13 protein-coding genes are annotated in these 16622 nt (G+C 72.2%); 4 read left to right on the forward strand and 9 right to left on the reverse strand.

All coding sequences use genetic code 11. The annotated features are described in order from the left end of the window. Positions 1-132 precede the first annotated feature (132 nt). The 6 genes from OG285_RS21035 to OG285_RS21060 form a co-directional block, all read right to left on the reverse strand. Positions 133-1980, reverse strand: a complete 1848-nt coding sequence (locus OG285_RS21035) for a dipeptide ABC transporter ATP-binding protein (RefSeq protein WP_371791873.1) — start codon at positions 1978-1980, stop codon at positions 133-135. Further along, positions 1977-2987 (reverse strand): ABC transporter permease, encoded by a 1011-nt coding sequence (locus OG285_RS21040; RefSeq protein ID WP_371791874.1) that lies wholly within the window; start codon positions 2985-2987, stop codon positions 1977-1979. Before OG285_RS21040 ends, OG285_RS21035 begins: the two co-directional genes overlap by 4 nt. Before the next feature lie 5 nt (positions 2988-2992). Beyond that, positions 2993-3937: an ABC transporter permease gene (locus OG285_RS21045; protein ID WP_371791875.1), complete on the reverse strand. Its 945-nt coding sequence runs from the start codon at positions 3935-3937 to the stop codon at positions 2993-2995. Between the two features lies 1 nt (position 3938). Next, positions 3939-5531 carry an ABC transporter substrate-binding protein gene (locus OG285_RS21050; protein ID WP_371791876.1) on the reverse strand — a complete coding sequence of 531 codons (1593 nt, stop codon included), beginning with the start codon at positions 5529-5531 and terminating at the stop codon, positions 3939-3941. A gap of 365 nt (positions 5532-5896) precedes the next feature. After that, positions 5897-6019, reverse strand: a complete 123-nt coding sequence (locus OG285_RS21055) for a putative leader peptide (RefSeq protein ID WP_356833956.1) — start codon at positions 6017-6019, stop codon at positions 5897-5899. Further along, positions 6013-7275: an ROK family protein gene (locus OG285_RS21060; protein ID WP_371791877.1), complete on the reverse strand. Its 1263-nt coding sequence runs from the start codon at positions 7273-7275 to the stop codon at positions 6013-6015. Before OG285_RS21060 ends, OG285_RS21055 begins: the two co-directional genes overlap by 7 nt. A gap of 658 nt (positions 7276-7933) precedes the next feature. Here OG285_RS21060 and OG285_RS21065 point away from each other — a divergent pair. Together OG285_RS21065 and OG285_RS21070 are read left to right on the forward strand one after the other, a co-directional pair. Continuing rightward, positions 7934-8926, forward strand: coding sequence for a TauD/TfdA dioxygenase family protein (locus OG285_RS21065; protein ID WP_371791878.1), 993 nt, complete (start codon positions 7934-7936; stop codon positions 8924-8926). After that, positions 8923-10401 carry a sulfatase-like hydrolase/transferase gene (locus OG285_RS21070; RefSeq protein WP_371791879.1) on the forward strand — a complete coding sequence of 493 codons (1479 nt, stop codon included), beginning with the start codon at positions 8923-8925 and terminating at the stop codon, positions 10399-10401. The genes OG285_RS21065 and OG285_RS21070 overlap by 4 nt, the downstream gene beginning before the upstream one ends. Positions 10402-10455: 54 nt before the next feature. Here OG285_RS21070 and OG285_RS21075 read toward each other — a convergent pair whose 3' ends face one another. Beyond that, a complete protein-coding gene (locus tag OG285_RS21075) occupies positions 10456-13263 on the reverse strand; it encodes a glycoside hydrolase family 2 TIM barrel-domain containing protein (RefSeq protein WP_371791880.1) in 2808 nt (935 codons plus the stop codon). A gap of 227 nt (positions 13264-13490) precedes the next feature. On the opposite strand from OG285_RS21075, the gene OG285_RS21080 reads away from it, so the two are divergent. Further along, the gene (locus tag OG285_RS21080) at positions 13491-14276 is read left to right on the forward strand and encodes an SAM-dependent methyltransferase (RefSeq protein ID WP_356833967.1); all 786 of its coding nucleotides are present in this window, start codon (positions 13491-13493) and stop codon (positions 14274-14276) included. Between the two features lie 45 nt (positions 14277-14321). Here the strand turns inward: OG285_RS21080 and OG285_RS21085 are convergent, their stop codons facing one another. After that, positions 14322-14816 carry a GNAT family N-acetyltransferase gene (locus OG285_RS21085; protein ID WP_356833970.1) on the reverse strand — a complete coding sequence of 165 codons (495 nt, stop codon included), beginning with the start codon at positions 14814-14816 and terminating at the stop codon, positions 14322-14324. An 88-nt stretch (positions 14817-14904) separates the two neighbouring features. On the opposite strand from OG285_RS21085, the gene OG285_RS21090 reads away from it, so the two are divergent. Further along, positions 14905-15708 carry an exodeoxyribonuclease III gene (locus tag OG285_RS21090; RefSeq protein ID WP_371791881.1) on the forward strand — a complete coding sequence of 268 codons (804 nt, stop codon included), beginning with the start codon at positions 14905-14907 and terminating at the stop codon, positions 15706-15708. A 126-nt stretch (positions 15709-15834) separates the two neighbouring features. Here OG285_RS21090 and OG285_RS21095 read toward each other — a convergent pair whose 3' ends face one another. Continuing rightward, positions 15835-16533, reverse strand: a complete 699-nt coding sequence (locus OG285_RS21095; RefSeq protein ID WP_371791882.1) for a MerR family transcriptional regulator — start codon at positions 16531-16533, stop codon at positions 15835-15837. Positions 16534-16622 lie beyond the last annotated feature (89 nt).

A 16622-nucleotide genomic window follows, 5' to 3' on the forward strand; every position in this document is an offset into this window, starting at 1 on the left:
GGTGTGCGGCGGGCCGGGGCCCGGGAGGCGCCGGTACCCCACTGCGTACGGGCGGTACGGGAAGCAGGGCCGCACCCGTACCGCCCGTACCCGCCTCGCCCCTGCCGCCCCGCCCGGGGGCGCAGCACGCGTTCACGCGGGGACCTCCTTGCGCTGCGGGTGCGGCGCCGCGGGTACGGGTTCGGGCGCTGCCGCGAGCAGGGCGCGGGTGTACGGGTCGCGTGGGCGCTCGCAGATCTCGTCGGCGCTGCCGCTCTCCACGATCCGGCCCCGGTGCATCACCGCGATGCGGTGGCTGACCTGCCGCACCACCCCGAGGTCGTGCGCGATGAAGACCAGGGCCAGGCCCAGGTCGCGCTGGAGGTCGGTGAGGAGGCCGACGATCTGGGCCTGGACGGAGACGTCGAGCGCGGAGACGGGTTCGTCGCAGATGAGGACGGACGGTTCGGGGGCGAGCGCCCGGGCGATGCCGATGCGCTGGCGCTGTCCGCCGGAGAACGAGCGGGGGTAGCGGTCGGCCACGGCCGGGTCGAGGCCCGCCCTGCGCAGCAGTTCGGCCACCCGCCGCTCCCGTTCTTCCCGGTCACCGATACCGAAGGCGAGCAGCGGCTCGGCGACGATCCGGCCCACCGTCATGCGGGGGTTGAGCGAGGCGTACGGGTCCTGGAAGACCATCTGGACCTGGCGGCGCACCGCGTGCAGCTCGCGGCGCGAGGGCCGGGTGACGTCCGCACCGCGCAGCCGCAGCGTGCCGCCGTCAGCGGGGTGGGCGTGGGCGAGGACCCGGGCCAGGGTGGACTTCCCGGAGCCTGACTCGCCGACGATGCCGAGGGTCTCCCCGGCGGCGAGCGTCAGGGACACTCCGTCGAGCGCGGTGAAGCGGCGTCCCCCGGCCCGGCGCCCCTTGTACGTCTTGCGCAGCCCTTCGGCCGCCAGGACGGTCGCGCCCGGTGCGGGGCGGTCGATACGGGCGGGCGCGGCGGGTGCGCTCAGCGGTTCGGCGCGGCGGGCGGCGGGCGGGCAGGCGGCCCGTACGCCGTTCCCGAGCGGGGTGAGCGCCGGTGTCTGCGTACGGCAGCGGTCCTCGGCGAAGGCGCAGCGGTCGGCGAACGCGCAGCCGTCGCCGAGCAGGGTGAGGTCGGGCGGGCTGCCGGGGATGCCGGTGAGCCGGGTGCCGGAGGGGGCGGACAGACGCGGTACCGCGGCGAGGAGTCCGGCGGTGTACGGGTGGCGGGGGCGGGCGAGCACTTCGGCGGTGGGCCCGTCCTCGACGACGGTGCCGCCGTACATGACGAGGACGCGTGCGCAGGCGCGGGCGACGACGCCCATGTTGTGCGTGATGAGGACCAGGGCGGTGCCGGTCTCCCGGTTGAGGTCGTCCAGCAGGGTCAGGATCTGGTCCTGGACGGTGGCGTCGAGCGCGGTCGTCGGTTCGTCGGCGAGCAGGATGTCGGGCTCGCCCGCCAGGGCCATCGCGATCAGGATGCGCTGGCGCTGGCCGCCGGAGAACTGGTGCGGGTGGTCGTCCGCGCGGCGGTGCGGGTCGGGGATGCCGACCCGGTCGAGGAGTTCGACGGTACGCGCCCGGCGGGCGGCCCGGTCGTGGTTCCCGTGGGCGCGGAGCACCTCGTCGAGGTGGCGGCCCGCTGTCAGGACGGGGTTCAGGGCCGTCATCGGGTCCTGGAAGATCATGCCGATCCGGGCGCCGCGCACCGCGCGCAGCTCCTGCTGGGTCGCGGTGGCCAGGTCCTGCCCGGCGAGGCGGACCGAGCCGGTGGTGATGCGGCCGGTGCCCGGCAGCATCCGGGTCAGGGCGAGTGCGGTGGTGGACTTGCCCGAGCCGGACTCACCGACGACGGCGAGCGTCTCGCCGCGGCGCAGGTCGAAGGAGACCCGTCGTACGGCACGCAGGGCCGGGCCGTACGGTGAGGTGAACTCGACGCCGAGGTCACGCACCTGAAGCAGTTCCTGCGATGTCATCGGCGTATCTCCCGGTTGAGCGCCTCGGCGATCAGCGAGAGCCCGAGGACGAGCGCGGTCACGGTGATCAGGGGCCCGGCCGCGAAGTCGGGGGCCTGGGCGAGATAGGGCATGGACTGGCTCAGTACGGCTCCGAGCGTGGGTGCGGGCGGCCGCACGCCCACCCCGAGGAAGCTCATCGCCCCCTCGATGAAGACGGCGACGCTCAGCGACACGGCGACCTGGACGATGAGCGGGTCGGCGGCGTTGGGCAGGATGTGCCGGACCAGCACCCGGCGGCCCGAACTGCCGCCGACCCGGGCGGCCGTGACGTACTCCTGCTCCCGCTGGACGAGGATGCTGCCGCGCAGCAGCCGCCCGAAGGCCGGGACCTCGGCGAGCGCGATGACGAGGATCACGGGGAGCCTCCCGGGGCCCAGGATCGCGGTGATCGCGAGCGCCAGGATCAGGCCGGGGAACGCGAGGACGAGGTCGAAGACGCGCTGGACGACGGTGTCGGCGACCGGGTGCGCCGCGGCGACGAGGGCGAACAGGCAGCCGAGCACGGCACCTGCGGGGACCGCGAGCGCGATGATGCCGAGGTCGGCGCGGATGCCGTACAGGACCCGGCTGAGCAGGTCGCGGCCGAGGTCGTCGGTGCCCAGTGGGTGACCCGGGGTGCCGAGGCCGGCGAGGCTCTGGCCGCTCTGGTCGGTGGGCCCGTGTCCTGCGATGAGCGGGGCGAGCAGCCCGGCGAGCACCACCGCGCCGACGAGGACGAGACCGGCGCGGCCGCGGACGGTGGACAGCGCGCTGCGGTAGGGGTGGCGGCTGCGGGCCGGGCGGCGCGGGCGGCCGGCCGCGGTGGGAGGCTGCGGGCCGGGAACCGCGGTGAGGCCGGTGGTGGCGGGATCCGCCTCCGCGGGGGCGGGGGCGGCTTGATCTGCCCCGGCGGGGCCGGTGGGATCGGAAGCGGCGGGTTCCGCCCCGGCGGGGCCGGTGGGGTGGAGATCTGCGGTTGAGCTCATGGCGGTTACTCCCACCTGATCCGGGGGTCGACCCAGGCGTACACGAGGTCGGTGAGCAGCTGGACGACGACGAAGACGGCGACCAGGAGCAGCAGGAGGTCCTGGACGACCGGGTAGTCGCGGAGGGTGAGGCCCTGTTCGGCGAGCTGGCCGAGGCCCGGCCAGGCGAAGATCGCCTCGACGAGCACGGCTCCGCCGAGCAGTTGGCCGGTCTGCATGCCGAGCAGGGTGACCACGGGCGGCAGGGCGTTCGGCAGGGCGTGGCGCCACAGCAGGCGGCGCGGTGCGACACCGGCCGCGGTGGCGGTGCGGATGAAGTCCTCGGCGAGCGCGCGCTCGATGCCGTCCTTGAGGTAGCGGCCGAGGACGGCGGCGCTGGGCAGTGCCAGGCAGAGCGCGGGCAGGACCAGGTACTGCACGGCGAGGTCGGGGGCGGAGAGGAAGGCCACCCGCCCGCCCGGGGGCAGCACGCCGAGGCTCACGGCGAAGAGCCACACGAGCAGCACCCCGCTGACGAACGGCGGCACCGCGAGGGCGGCGGTCGTCGTCACCCGCACCGCGCTGCGGATCCACCGGCTGCGCGATGTGGCCCCGAGCATGCCGAAGGCCGTACCGAGCACGATCACGAACAGCAGGGCGGCCAGAGTGAGTTCGGCGGTGGCGCCGAGCCCGTTGCCGATCAGGTCGGCGGTCCGTCCGCCGACCGCGTACGAGGGACCGAGGTCTCCCGTGAGCAGGGAGCCGATCCAGTGGGCGTACTGGGAGAGCAGTGGCGCGTCGAGGCCGAGGTGTTCCCGGATCGCGGCGACGGTCGCCGCGTCCGCGTCCGGCCCGGCGAGGGTGGTGGCGGGGTCGCCGGGGACGAGCCGCAGGATGGTGAAGATCAGGAACGAGGCGGCGACCAGGACGAGGAGAGCGGACGGAAGCCGCCGGAGCAGGTAGCTGCGCATGTCACACCAGGTAGGCGTGGTCGAGGTCGAGGTACGAGAACTTGTTCAGGGCGACGCCGTGCAGGCGGCCGGCGGCGACCTGGACCTGTCCGCGGACGACGAGGTCGATGATGAACGCCTCGTCGAGCAGGATGCCGGAGATCTCGTCGTGCAGGGTGTTCGCCCGCGCCGCACTCGACTCGGGCTCCGTCCACGCCTCCCGCACCACCTGTGTGTAGTGGGCGGAGCGGTACTTGGAGGTGTTCTTGGCCTCGTTGAACGGATAGGCGCTCACGGCGAGGGTGGAGGGCTGGACCTGGGCGAAGCCGTGGCTCATCGTCCACAGGGCGGGCATGCCCTGGGAGATCAGCTTCTTCTGGGCGGTCGCCGAGTCGGTGGGCTGGAGCGTGACGTCGATGCCCACCTGTTTCAGGTCGTACTGGAGGGCTTCGGCGATGGCCGTGTCGCTGGGCAGCGCCAGGTGCAGCAGGGGCAGTTCGAGCCTGCCGTGTCCGGCGGACTTCAGCAGTTCACGGGCCCTGCCGGGGTTGTGGGTGTAGTGGGTGCGGTGCGCCTCGGTGAAGGCGGGGGAGGACTTGGGCCACGGCGCGGCGGAGGCGAGGCCGTACCCTCCGAGGGCCTGGGCGAGGAGCCGTTCGCGGTCGACGGCCCAGGCGATGGCCTGCCGGACGGTCCGGTCGTGCAGCGGCTCGACCGTGGTGTTGACGCCGAGGTAGACGGCGCCCGCGCCGGTGGCGTAGCTGGTGATGCCGAGCTTCGGGTCGGCCTTGACGGTGCTCAGGCTCTTGCCGGGGACGTCGAAGGACAGCTGGGACTGGCCGGAGCGCAGGGACGAACTCAGCGCGTCGGCCTGGGGTATCACCCGTATGTGCACCCCGTCGAGGTGGGGGCGGTCCGGCAGCCAGTAACCGTCGTGACGCGTGAGGCTCAGACCGGAACCTGGGCTCCACTTCCTCAGCTTGAACGGGCCGGTCCCGATCAGCCTCTTGCCGGTGACGGCGTCCTCGACCGTCCCCGGATCGGTGATGATCATGAACTCGAAGAGGTCGAAGAGGTTGTTCACGCGGTGTGCGAGCTTGAGGACGAGTTCGTGGTCACCGCGCTTCTCGAAACCGGTGATCGTCGCCGCCGTGCTGCGCAACTGGGCCGCTCGCACCGGGTTCTGAAGGTTCCTCACCGCGAAGATGACGTCGTCCGCGGTGAACTTCCGCCCGTCGTGGAAGGTGACGCCCTCACGCAGCCGGAGCGTGATGCTGCGCCCGTCCTTGGCGTACGTCCAGGAGGTGGCCAGCTCCGGCTGGGGGGTGAGGTCGTCGTCGTACCGGGTCAGGGTGTTGTAGATCAGCCGGTGCTGCAGCGACTGGTTGCTCTGCGAGAAGAGCAGGCCGGGGGTGAAGTCGCTGTTGACGGCGACGTCGAGGGTGCCGCCGCGCCGGGGAGCGGAACTGGCGCCCTGTGCCGGGGACGAGGCGTCCGAGACCGCGGAGCGGCAGCCCGCCAGCCCCAGCCCCATCAGCAGGGTGCCGCCGCCTGCGGCACGCAGGGCGGTGCGGCGGGACGGCCCGGTGGGCGTGGAGGGGTGGAGCTCGGTCATCGGAACCTGCCTGTGACGGTGAGGGACGGTGAGAGGGCGCCGAGGGGCACCGGGGGACGGTGGTGCGCGCTGAGCGGGACGGGCCGCTGGTGCGGGTACGGGTGCGGGCGTGCCGCGGCATTGCTTCCGCAGCGGTACGAATGGAGCCCGCAGAGCGCGGAAGCCGTACGGCGTCAGCGCGAACGGGCAGGGCGGTGGCGTGAGTTGTGCGCTCCGGCGCGAGGTGACTGGGTCGGCGGACCGGCGGAAAGCGGGTACGGAGCCACGGCCCCGCTCGGGGCGGCCGGGAGCACGGCGGCGCAGGGCCCGGACGACCGGGTCAGCTGTGGGTCACGGGCAGCCGGACCCGCGGGAAGGCGTCCGGGTCAGCCGCGCGGGGCACAGACCGCGCTGGCCTGTCGACAGAGGTCGACGTGCCTGCGGGAGATGAGGCGCATGTCCGGGTTCACGGGAGCAATATGGCAGTGGCTTCGCCGGGCGGTCAACATGCCGCGTCCGGATCCTGATACCCGGGCCTGCTCCCGTTCCGTCCGGGCGGCTCCTGGCCGAAGGCCGTCAGAGGGCTTCTGAACAGCGGGTTCAGCAGAATCGTGCCGGCCGCTACGGGCAGCACCGCCGTACCGGCATGTGGAACCACGATCCGTTCGGGGTCACCGCAGACGTGCGACAGGTCGACCGCGGCGCCCCGGATCTCCTCCAGGTAGTCCGGGTTGACCAGGCTGGAACTCTCGGTGACCACGACCAGATCGGGGTTGAGCACATCGAGCAGCAGGGCCGCCGCCCGGCCGACCGCGCGGGCGCGTTCCCGCAGCAGCCGGTCGGCCCGCAGGTCACCGGCCGCGGCCGCGTCCACGACCAGGAACACATCGGGCTCCGGAACGATCCCGCGCCGTACGGCGGTCAGCGCGACGGCCGTGTTGGAGGCCGTCGCCTCAAGGCAGCCGGACCGCCCGCAGGGGCAGGCGACGGTGGAGTCGGGTACGGGAAGATGCGCGACGTCGCCCGCACCGGACCCGGGGCCCTGGTGGACCACTCCCGCGATGCCCAGAGCCGCGTCGACCACATTGCCGACGAAGAGATGGACCAGGCTGCGGCGCGCCGCCGGCCGGCCGAAGAGGATCTCGGACTGGGCGATGGCCCGGGCGTGATTGTCGATCCGCACCTGAAGTCCGCCCAGATCACGGGCGAGTTCAGCGGCGAGCGGCCGGTGGTGCCAGCCCAGCGCGTCATGCCGGACGGCCGTCCCCGGGCCCGGGTCCACCCATCCGCCGAGGGCCGCGCCCACCCCCAGCAGGCGGCGGCCGTCGGCGGCGTCGTCGAGGAACGCCCGCAGCCCCTGACGGATCCGGTACGGCAGCTCCCCGGGGGCGATGGCGTCGTGCGGGAACGCCCGGCGGGCCAGCAGCCGTCCGCGCAGGTCGAGCAGGCCGAACGTCGACGAAGGCACACCGATGTGGACACCGCCCGCCACCGGGCCGCCGGGCTCGCCGGTGTGCAGGTCGACCGGGACCTGCGGTCGGCCGACACCGCTGTTCTCCGTGAGATCGGGCAACTCCCGCACCAGGCCGAGGCGGACGAGGTCGGTGCACTGACGTGAGACGGCGGCCGGGCTGAGTCCGGAGAGTTCGGTGATCTTCCGGCGGGCGACCGGGCCGTGGTCCAGCACGGTGCGCAGCACCGATGCGGCATTGGCCTCCCGGCGGCCGTCACCGGGCGCCGGGGAGGTCCGGGGAGCGGCTGTCATGGGGGCTTCCTTCGGTCCGGCGCCGCCGGGGCGGCGGACGCGACATTACGGCGGCATGAAATCGCGCCACTGCCCCCGGCAGGGTCCGGAAGAGGGTGCGCGAACCCCACCCGAGCTGATCCCGAGCTGATGAAAAACCGCTGCTCAGAGGTGATTTCCCGGTGGACGGGCGCGGTGGCCGCCGGCCCGGCGCAGACGCCGATTCAACCACTTCCGCACACCACCCGGCAGGTGGCGGGCTCTTGACGCGGACGGGAGGGCGCTGGAAACCTCCGGGGCATGTTCGCGACGGCCGTCCCCGACGCGTGGCCCGCCCACGCCGCCCACGCCGCCCGCTCCGCTGTGCGGGTGGCGTGTCCGGGCCGCTGTACCGCCGCCTGACCGGACACCCCGGCCGCGTCGCCCCGTAGCCCCGCGACCGCGACTCGCCTCAGGCCGCCACCTCTCCGTACCGCTACCTCTTCGTACTCCACCTCCGGGGCCCGACACCTCCTCGGGCCGACACCTCCTCGGGCCGACACATCCTCGCGTCGGCATCTCCTCCGGCCGGCATCTCCTGGTTCACCGCCCCGTTCCGTCCCGGTCCACCGCTCGGTCTCATTAATTCCTCTCCGGGATTAATCAATCGATGATCCCGGCTTCCGAAGGGAATCCCGCCATGTCCTCGGCAACCACCGCCCCTGCCACCACGCTCACCGTCCAGAAGCTCGGCGGCCGTATCGGTGCCGTCATCTCCGGGGTGCGCCTCGGCGGCGACCTCGACCCGGCCACCGTCACCGCCGTCAGGGACACGCTGCTCGCCAACAAGGTCGTCTTCTTCCGCGGCCAGGACCACCTGGACGAGGACAGCCACGAGGCGTTCGGCCGGCTGCTCGGTACCCCGGTCGCGCACCCCACCGTCCCGTCCGCCGACGGCCGTTACTCGCTCGGCATCGACTCGGACCACGGCGGCCGGGCCAACCAGTGGCACACCGACGTCACCTTCGTGCCCGCCTACCCGGCCTTCTCGATCCTGCGTGGTGTCGTCATCCCGCCGTACGGCGGCAACACCCTGTGGGCCAACACCGCGGCGGCCTACGCCGGACTTCCCGAGCCGTTGCGGGCCCTCGCCGACACTCTGCGCGCCGTCCACTCCAACGACTACGACTACGTGGCCCTGCGCCCCAACGCCCGCCCGGAGGCACTCGCCCAGTACCAGAAGGTGTTCACATCGACGAAGTTCCTCACCGAGCACCCGGTGGTGCGCGTCCACCCCGAGACCGGCGAACGCGTCCTGCTCCTCGGCAACTTCGTGCAGCGCATCAGCGGACTGACCGGCCGGGACTCCCGGGCCCTCCTCGACCTGTTCCAGTCGCACATCGAGCGCCCGGAGAACACCGTGCGCTGGCAGTGGCAGACCGGTGACGTCGCGATCTGGGACAACCGCGCCACTCAGCACTACGGGGTCGACGACTCCGACGACCACGAGCGCAAGCTCCGGCGCGTCACCATCGACGGCGACATCCCGTTCGGTGTCGACGGCCGCCGGTCCACCCTCCTCAGCCCCGAGGAGGTGCCCGACCCCGCCTTCGGCATCGCCTCCGGAGCCTCCGGAACATCGGACCTCCCGGGCGCGCCGGGCACCCGGGCAGCGGAGAAGACCGGCGCATGAGCGGCTCCGCCTCGTACGGTGAGGTCACCGGTCCGGCGGGCGGCGGGGAATCCCCGCCGCCCGCCGGGGCGCCCCCGCAGGTGATCGTGGTCCTCACGGATCAGCAGCGCTGGGACACGACGGGCGTGCACGGCAACCCTGCCGGGGTGACCCCCGAATTCGACCGCCTCGCCCGCGAAGGCACCCTGTTCGAGCAGGCGATCACGCCCAACCCCGTGTGTGCACCGGCCCGTTCGGCCCTCCAGACCGGCCGCTTCCCCACCGCGACAGGGGTGTTCCGCAACGGGCTTCCGCTCCCGCAGGACATGCCCACACTCGCCGGCGAGTTCGCCGCGGCCGGGTACACGACCGGGTACATCGGCAAATGGCATCTGGCGGGCGAGGACGGCCCGGACGGCCCGGTGCCGCCCGCGCGCCGCGGCGGCTACGCGAGGTGGCTCGCATCGGACCGGCTCGAATTCACCTCGGACGCCTACCGCACGGTGGTGTACGACGAGGACGGCGAGCCGGTCCGGCTGCCCGGCTACCGCTCGGACGCACTGATCGACGCGGCGATCCGGTTCGTGGCCGACCACCACGACCGCCCGTACCTGCTGTTCCTCTCCCTGCTGGAACCGCACCACCAGAACCCCACCGACGACTACCCCGCCCCCACCGGCTTCCGCGAGCGCTACGAGAGTGCCTGGCTGCCGCCCGACCTGGCCGCGCTCGGTCCCGGCGCCCCGCAGGGCGGCGCGCACCGCCACCTCGCCGGATATCTCGGCCAGATCAAGCGCGTCGACGAGGGGGTGGGGCGGCTGCGCGACGCCCTGCGCAGTCTCGGGACGGAGGAGAACACCGTGCTGGCGTGGACCGCGGACCACGGCTCCCACTTCCGCACCCGCAACAGCGAGTACAAGCGCTCGGCCCACGAGGCGTCGGTCCGCGTACCGCTCGCGCTGACCGGGCCCGGATTCAGCGGCGGCGGGCTCGTCCGGGAACCCGTCGGCACGGTGGACCTGATGCCCACACTGCTGGCCGCCGCGGGCCTCGCGGTGCCGGACGGTGTGCAGGGGCGCTCCCTGCTGCCGCTGACCGGCGGCGGCCGTGATCCCGGCCGCTCCGGCTCCGCGTTCGTGCAGATCAGCGAGGACCGGGTGGGCCGGGCGGTGCGTACCTCGCGCTGGAAGTACGCGGTGGAGGCACCCGGGGCCGACGCGTGGAACGACCCGGACGCCGACCGCTACACGGAGACCGAGCTGTACGACCTGGCGGCCGACCCGTACGAGCTGGACAACCTCGTCGGCCGCGACTCGCACCGGGCGGTCGCGGACGGACTCCGGGACACCCTGCTGGGGTGGCTGGAGCGCATCGAGGACACGGAACCCGTCATCGAACGGGCCCCTTCCCGCCCGGCCGGCCAGCGCCGGGCGGAGTCCTTCCCGGCGGAAGCGCCGTGGGACGGGGTGCGGTTCGGGCACCGGCCCGGAGGATGACGGCGGGTGCCGGTGCCCGGGGGTGTGCGGCCCGGGGGTGCGGGCCGCACACCCTCACCCGCCGAAGGTCTTCGTCGGCGGGTGGGTCGACAAGGCCGCCTGGTTGAAGGTCACGGCCACTCCGTGCCCCCGCAGCCGGGAGGCGCGCTGGTCGATCTTCCAGCCGTCGATCCGTACGCCGATCTCCGGGTGGCGCCGGGCCTGCTCACTGTCCAGCCGTACCCGGGCGGTGCCGGACTCGCCGCCTGCCAGGTTCAGGTAGTTGTCGCTGAACGTGGCCGGCAGGACCCGTTCGCCGGTCCGGGTGTCGTACACCTGAAGGTGCAGCATCAGGGCCATGGCCGTGCCGGTGTTCTCGGCCTCCACCGTCAGTTCGACGCCGTCCCGCCGGTGCTGCGCGCGGGCCACGACGGAGACGGCGGCCGCGGGCGCGTCGTCCAGGCTCACGAACCCCGCGGCCCGGGCCGGATTCTCGACCCAGTAGAAGTTGCGGACCGTTTCCGCGCCGTGCGGGTCCTTGAACACGAGCCGGACGAAGGCGACGTCGGAGGGCGCGCCCTTCAGCTGGGGGGCGATGGTGCCGATCACGGTGTGGTCGGACGCCGCCGCTCCGCCGACGCGCAGCGAAGTACTGGCGAACGCCTCCCCGTTCAGGTCGTGGAGCGTGACGGCGACGGCGCCCCGCACCGCCTCCCGGGTGTGGTTGGCCACCACCACGTCGAGGGTCTGGCTGTTGAGGATCACGTTGACCCGCCGGCACGCGTGCTGCACCGCGTAGAACGACGCGTGCGCCTCAAGGTCGTGGCTGTACATCTGCCAGACGAAACTGGGCTGCGCGGGATTGGTCATCCACATGATGACGCCGGTGCGCGGATACGGCTTGCCCTGCGCGGCGCTCTCCATGTTCGCGGCGTGCGCCTCGTAGATCGCCCTGGTGCACTCGTAGTTCATCAGCTGGGACTTGCGGGCGAAGTCCGGGAGGTTCTGCAGTTCGCCGTAGCGCTCCGCGGTGAGCTTGAGATAGCCCGCGCCGCCGCCGTTGCCCCCGTTGCCGTTGACGTCGCGGTCGGCCCAGAAGTCGTCCGGGTGCTCCCACGACGCCTCGGGGAGCATCTTCCTGATGAATTCGAGCGTCGGGATCGAGTACGAGCCGACCTCGTTGTGGAACGGAGGCCAGTGCGTGCCGTCGTTGAGGGAGAAGTGGGTGGCCGGGGTGACCCAGTGGTACGGCCCGCCGGAGCTGTACCCGCCGATCGGGTCCTTGCCGGTGTCGCCGGCCGAGCTGGTCAGCGCCGCGCGCTTGGGGTCCAGTTCGGCGACCAGCGAGTCCAGGCCGTCGATGAGCGGCTGCGGCGGCGGGCCTTCGTTGCCGCCGCACCAGAGGAGGACCGACGGGTGGTTGCGGAACCGCACGATGCAGTCGCGGATGTTGTCCAGGTCGCGGGCGACGTTCGCCGGCGGGGGGCCTTCGGTCGAGCAGAAGAAGTCCTGCCAGACGAGGATGCCGTACTCGTCGCACGCCTCGAAGAAGTCCTCGGTGCTGCTCTGGCCGTTCCAGTTCCGGATCAGGTTGAGGTTGGCGTCGCGGTGCAGCCGCACCTGCTCACGCAGCCGTTCCCGCGGAATGCGCTTGAGTGCCTCGTCCAGGCCCCAGTTGCCGCCCATCACCAGGATCGGCTGGTTGTTGACGGTGATGGCCAGGCAGTCGACCGGAGTGCCGGACGGTGACTGGACCGGCTTGGTGTACTCGATCCGCCGGACCCCGAAGTCCACCGTCCGCTCGTCGTGGACCTGGCCACCGGACTCGACGCCGATCGTCAGCCGATAGCGGTGGGCGTCGCCGTAGCCGTTGGGCCACCACAGCTTCGGCCGGTGCAGCCGCAGGCAGCCGATGTCTTTCGACGTCAGCGTGACCGAGGACGAACCGGCCGGCACGGTGACGGTGTGTTCGAACTCGTGACCGTCGAGGGACCCCTTCACCAGTACGGCTCTGGGCTTGCCGGAGGCGCTGTCGAGGCTGAGGCCGATCGCGACGTCGGCCGTGCGCAGATCGGCGGAGAGCGTGGGATCGACGTGCACGTCGGCCAGGCGGACCGGCCCGGTGGTGTACCAGGTGACCGGCTGCCAGATGCCGAGGTCCCGGTCGGGGATGGTGGGCAGCCAGTCCCAGCCCGCCGTGCAGAAGAGCGTCGGCCCGTTCTTCAGGGTGATCCCGGTCTTGCCGCCGTTCTTCCCGCCGCGGGTCACGCCGCTGGCGTAGCTCGGCGGCGACGGAGGGTCGGCGTAGTCCAACTTACCTACCAGCACAGCGAGATGGGCTGTGCCGTCCGCCTTCGCGACGATGTCCGTGACGTCGAAGACCCCGCGTTTGAAGGCGCCCTCGACGGTGCCCACCTCGGTGCCGTCGAGCCAGACGGTCCCCAGGTAGTTGATGCCCTCGAAGTGCAGCCAGAACCGCTGGCCCGGGATCAGCCTCGGTACGGGGAACGCGACCCGGTACCAGTAACCGGTGTCCTTGAGGGTGTCCGGGACCGTGTCGGTCACGATGTGGCCGTACAGCGGATCGGGGTACTCGCCGTTGGCGATCATGCTCGTGAGCGGTGTCCCCGGCACGACGGCCGGCTTCATACCGGCGATGTGCCGCGCGCTGGCCAGCCCGTCGCCGGGCACCGTCGTGGAGTCGGCCGCCGTGAAGGTCCAGCCGCTGGTGATCTCGTGGCCGCCGGTGCGGAGGGGGTGATGGGATCCGGCGCCGCCCGGCGCCGCCCTCGCGGCACCTGACGGCCCGAGCGCACCGAGGACACCACCACCGGCGACGGCGATCCCGCTGGACAGGAAACGCCTGCGATTCAACTGGGTCACGTCGCTCCCGATGCACGCTTGACAACGTTGTCAGACCTGAATTCAATGATCGGTAGCCCCCGGTCCCTTTGTCAAGAGGCCCCGGGGGGTTCTCCGTAGGCTCCCGGTGGGAGGCTCCGCACACGCTCAGGGGGGCTCCGCTCGCGCTCAGGGGTCTCCGCGCGCGAAGGGCCTTGTCGCGCGGACTACCTTGTACGCACGCGATTCGAACACCCGAGGAGCATCCCGTGACGGCCCGCAGCGACAAGCCTCTGATCGACACCAGCAGACCCCACCCGGCCCGCGTCTACGACTGGCTCCTGGGCGGCAAGGACAACTACCCGGTCGATCAGCGGGTCGGCGAGAAGCTGCCGCCGGAGGCGCGTGCCAACGCGGCGCGGAACCGGGCCTTCATGCACCGTGCGGCCGGGTGGCTGGCGCGGAACGGTGTCGACCAGTTCCTCGACGTCGGTACGGGCATTCCGACCGCGCCCAATCTGCACCAGGTGGTCCAGGCCGTCACGCCCACCGCTCGTGTCGTCTACGCGGACAACGACCCGATCGTGCTGCGTCACGCGGAGGCCCTGCTCATCAGCCACCCGGAGGGCGCCACCGACTACATCCACGCCGATGTGCGCGAGCCGGAGCTCATTCTCGGCCGCGCCCGTGAACTGCTGGACTTCGAGCGGCCTGTCGCCCTGTCGCTCATCGCGCTGATGCACTTCCTGCCCGACGACCAGGACCCGTACGGCATCACCCGCACCCTGGTCGACGCCCTGCCGTCCGGCAGCTGTCTGGTCCTCTCGCACGGTACGGCGGACCAGCACCCGGAGCTGGAGGACGAGACCAGGACGGCGTACCGCGACGGTGCCATCTCGCTGCGGATGCGCACCCGGGCGGAGGTCGAGCCGTTCTTCGACGGACTCGATCTCGTCCCGCCGGGCCTGGTGTCCGCGACCGAGTGGTACCAGGACGGGCCCGCGCCGGTGAAGGAGCGGAGTGGCTTCTACGTGGGGGTCGCCCGCAAGCGCTGAGCGCCGCCGGGCCGGCTCCGTGCGGGGCCGGCGGTCATCCGGCGGTCATCCGGCGGGCGGGGTGAGCGGCTTCGCGAAGCAGCGGCTGCTCTGGTACTCGCGGTAGTGGCCGAACTTCGGGCAGGGGGTGTAACCGCTCGACGTGTACAGCGCTATCGCCTCGGGCTGCTGGTCGCCGGTCTCCAGCACCATGCGGGTCCGGCCCGCCGCGCGGGCGCTCTCCTCCAGGGCGGCGAGGATCCGGCGGGCCAGGCCCAGGCCGCGCGCCTCGCGGACCACGTACATCCGCTTCAGCTCGGCGTCGCCGGTCGAGTACCCGTGGTCGCCGCCCTCGTCCTGGTTGCGCCAGCCGCCGGTGGCCACCGGGCTGTCGTTCTCGTCGTACGCCAGGAGGTAGAGCCCGGCGGGCGGGGCGAACATCGTCGCGTCGAGCGGGGTGATGTCGCCGCCGTCGCCGTAGCGCTCGATGTATTCGAGCTGGACCTGGTCGTTGAGCTTGACGGCGTCGGGGTGGTCGTAGCGGACCGGCCGGATATTCATGCGGGGCATGGTTGCATCTGTGCAATCGACGATGGGGTGGGACACGTGGTGGGGGCGGGCTCCCGGCCGTGGTCGGTAGGGTGCCCTGATGCTCACTGTGACAACCGTAAACGTGAACGGGCTGCGCGCCGCCGCCAAGAAGGGCTTCGTGGAGTGGCTGGCGCAGACCGACGCCGATGTGATCTGCCTCCAGGAGGTGCGCGCCGAGCCCCAGCAGCTGACCCAGGAGGTCCGCGAGCCGGAGGACTGGTTCACCGTGCACGCTCCGGCTGCCGCCAAGGGGCGCGCAGGTGTCTCGCTGTACGCCCGGCGTGAGCCGGAGCGGGTGCAGATCGGATTCGGCAGTACGGAGTTCGACGGCAGCGGGCGGTACGCCGAGATCGACCTGCCCGGTGTGACGGTGGCGAGCCTCTATCTGCCGTCGGGCGAGGTCGGCACGGAGCGGCAGGACGAGAAGCTGCGGTTCATGGCCGAGTTCCTGCCGTACCTCAAGGGGCTCAGGGAGCGGGCGGCGGCCGACGGCCGCGAGGTCGTGGTCTGCGGTGACTGGAACATCGCCCACCAGGAGGCCGACCTCAAGAACTGGAAGGGCAACAAGAAGAACTCCGGCTTCCTGCCCGAGGAGCGGGAGTGGCTGACGCGCGTCCTCGCCGGGGACGGCGGCGACTACGTCGACGTGGTGCGCGGGCTGCACCCGGATGTGGAGGGTCCCTACTCGTGGTGGTCCTACCGGGGGCGGGCCTTCGACAACGACGCGGGCTGGCGCATCGACTACCAGATGGCGACGCCCGGGCTGGCCGCGAAGGCGGTCAAGGCATGGGTCGAGCGGGCCGCGACGCACGACGAGCGGTGGAGCGACCACGCGCCGGTCACGGCGGTGTACGGCCTGTAGGACCCGGCCCGGCCCGCCCGTAACCCGACCCGCCCGGTCGGCCGCAACCCGACCCGACGGATCGGCCCGGTCCGCCGGGCGCGTGTGGTGTGAGGCCCGGTACGGGGTGTGGGGCGGCGGCGGGTGCTACTCCGCTTCCGGGTCGCTCTTCTCCGCCCGTATCCGGCGGTCGAGCGACATCGAGAGCTCCGCTTCCACCACGTCCTTCGCCAGCGGCCGCACCCGGTCCATCGCGCTCGTGAAGTCGTCGTCCCGCAGATGGGTGTGGACCAGGGCGGAGAAGAGTTCCGTGAGTGCCTCGGTGTGCTTGCGGACCTCGTGGCCCGCCGCGAGGACCGATGCCAGCGGCACGCCCTGGCGGACCAGTGCCGCCGACACGTCCAGCAGGCGGCGGCTGATGTGGACTATGTCGTCGCCGTCGGTGGCGAGATAGCCGAGGTCCAGGGCGGCGGCGAGGTTCTCCGCCGTGACCTCGCCCTCGAAGTAGTCCGCGAGCTGCTCCGGGGTGAGCCGGACCGGCTCCTCCTCGGTCCAGGCGGGGGGCTCGGTGGTGGCCAGGCCGAGCAGCTGTGCCACGTCCCGGCCGCTCTCGAAGGCCGTGGCGAGATCCGCGATGCCGCTGAGCGTGTGGCCGCGCTCCAGGAGGGCCGAGATCGTGTGCAGCCGGGCCAGGTGGTGTTCGTCGTACCAGGCGATGCGGCCCTCGCGGCGCGGTGGCGGGATCAGTTTGCGTTCGCGGTAGAAGCGCAGGGTGCGCACGGTGATCCCGGCCGCTTCGGCCAGTTCCTCCATGCGGTACTCGCGCCCCGTTCTTTCCTCTGCCACGCCGGAAGCCTATGTCGTACCGGTGCGAACTTTCCTCGGTCCGCCCCCTACCCATGAGTACGAAGCTGCTCTACTCTCCAACAGTGCCA

The organism is Streptomyces sp. NBC_01471 (genome assembly GCF_041438865.1).
GTDB lineage: Bacteria > Actinomycetota > Actinomycetes > Streptomycetales > Streptomycetaceae > Streptomyces.

Bases quoted from the DNA above. Each gene is read 5' to 3' on its own strand.
- OG285_RS21035 (WP_371791873.1), bottom strand. From the start codon at position 1,980: ATGACATCGCAGGAACTGCTTCAGGTGCGTGACCTCGGCGTCGAGTTC.
- OG285_RS21040 (WP_371791874.1), bottom strand. From the start codon at position 2,987: ATGAGCTCAACCGCAGATCTCCACCCCACCGGCCCCGCCGGGGCGGAA.
- OG285_RS21045 (WP_371791875.1), bottom strand. From the start codon at position 3,937: ATGCGCAGCTACCTGCTCCGGCGGCTTCCGTCCGCTCTCCTCGTCCTG.
- OG285_RS21050 (WP_371791876.1), bottom strand. From the start codon at position 5,531: ATGACCGAGCTCCACCCCTCCACGCCCACCGGGCCGTCCCGCCGCACC.
- OG285_RS21055 (WP_356833956.1), bottom strand. From the start codon at position 6,019: ATGTTGACCGCCCGGCGAAGCCACTGCCATATTGCTCCCGTGAACCCG.
- OG285_RS21060 (WP_371791877.1), bottom strand. From the start codon at position 7,275: ATGACAGCCGCTCCCCGGACCTCCCCGGCGCCCGGTGACGGCCGCCGG.
- OG285_RS21065 (WP_371791878.1), top strand. From the start codon at position 7,934: ATGTCCTCGGCAACCACCGCCCCTGCCACCACGCTCACCGTCCAGAAG.
- OG285_RS21070 (WP_371791879.1), top strand. From the start codon at position 8,923: ATGAGCGGCTCCGCCTCGTACGGTGAGGTCACCGGTCCGGCGGGCGGC.
- OG285_RS21085 (WP_356833970.1), bottom strand. From the start codon at position 14,816: ATGAATATCCGGCCGGTCCGCTACGACCACCCCGACGCCGTCAAGCTC.
- OG285_RS21090 (WP_371791881.1), top strand. From the start codon at position 14,905: ATGCTCACTGTGACAACCGTAAACGTGAACGGGCTGCGCGCCGCCGCC.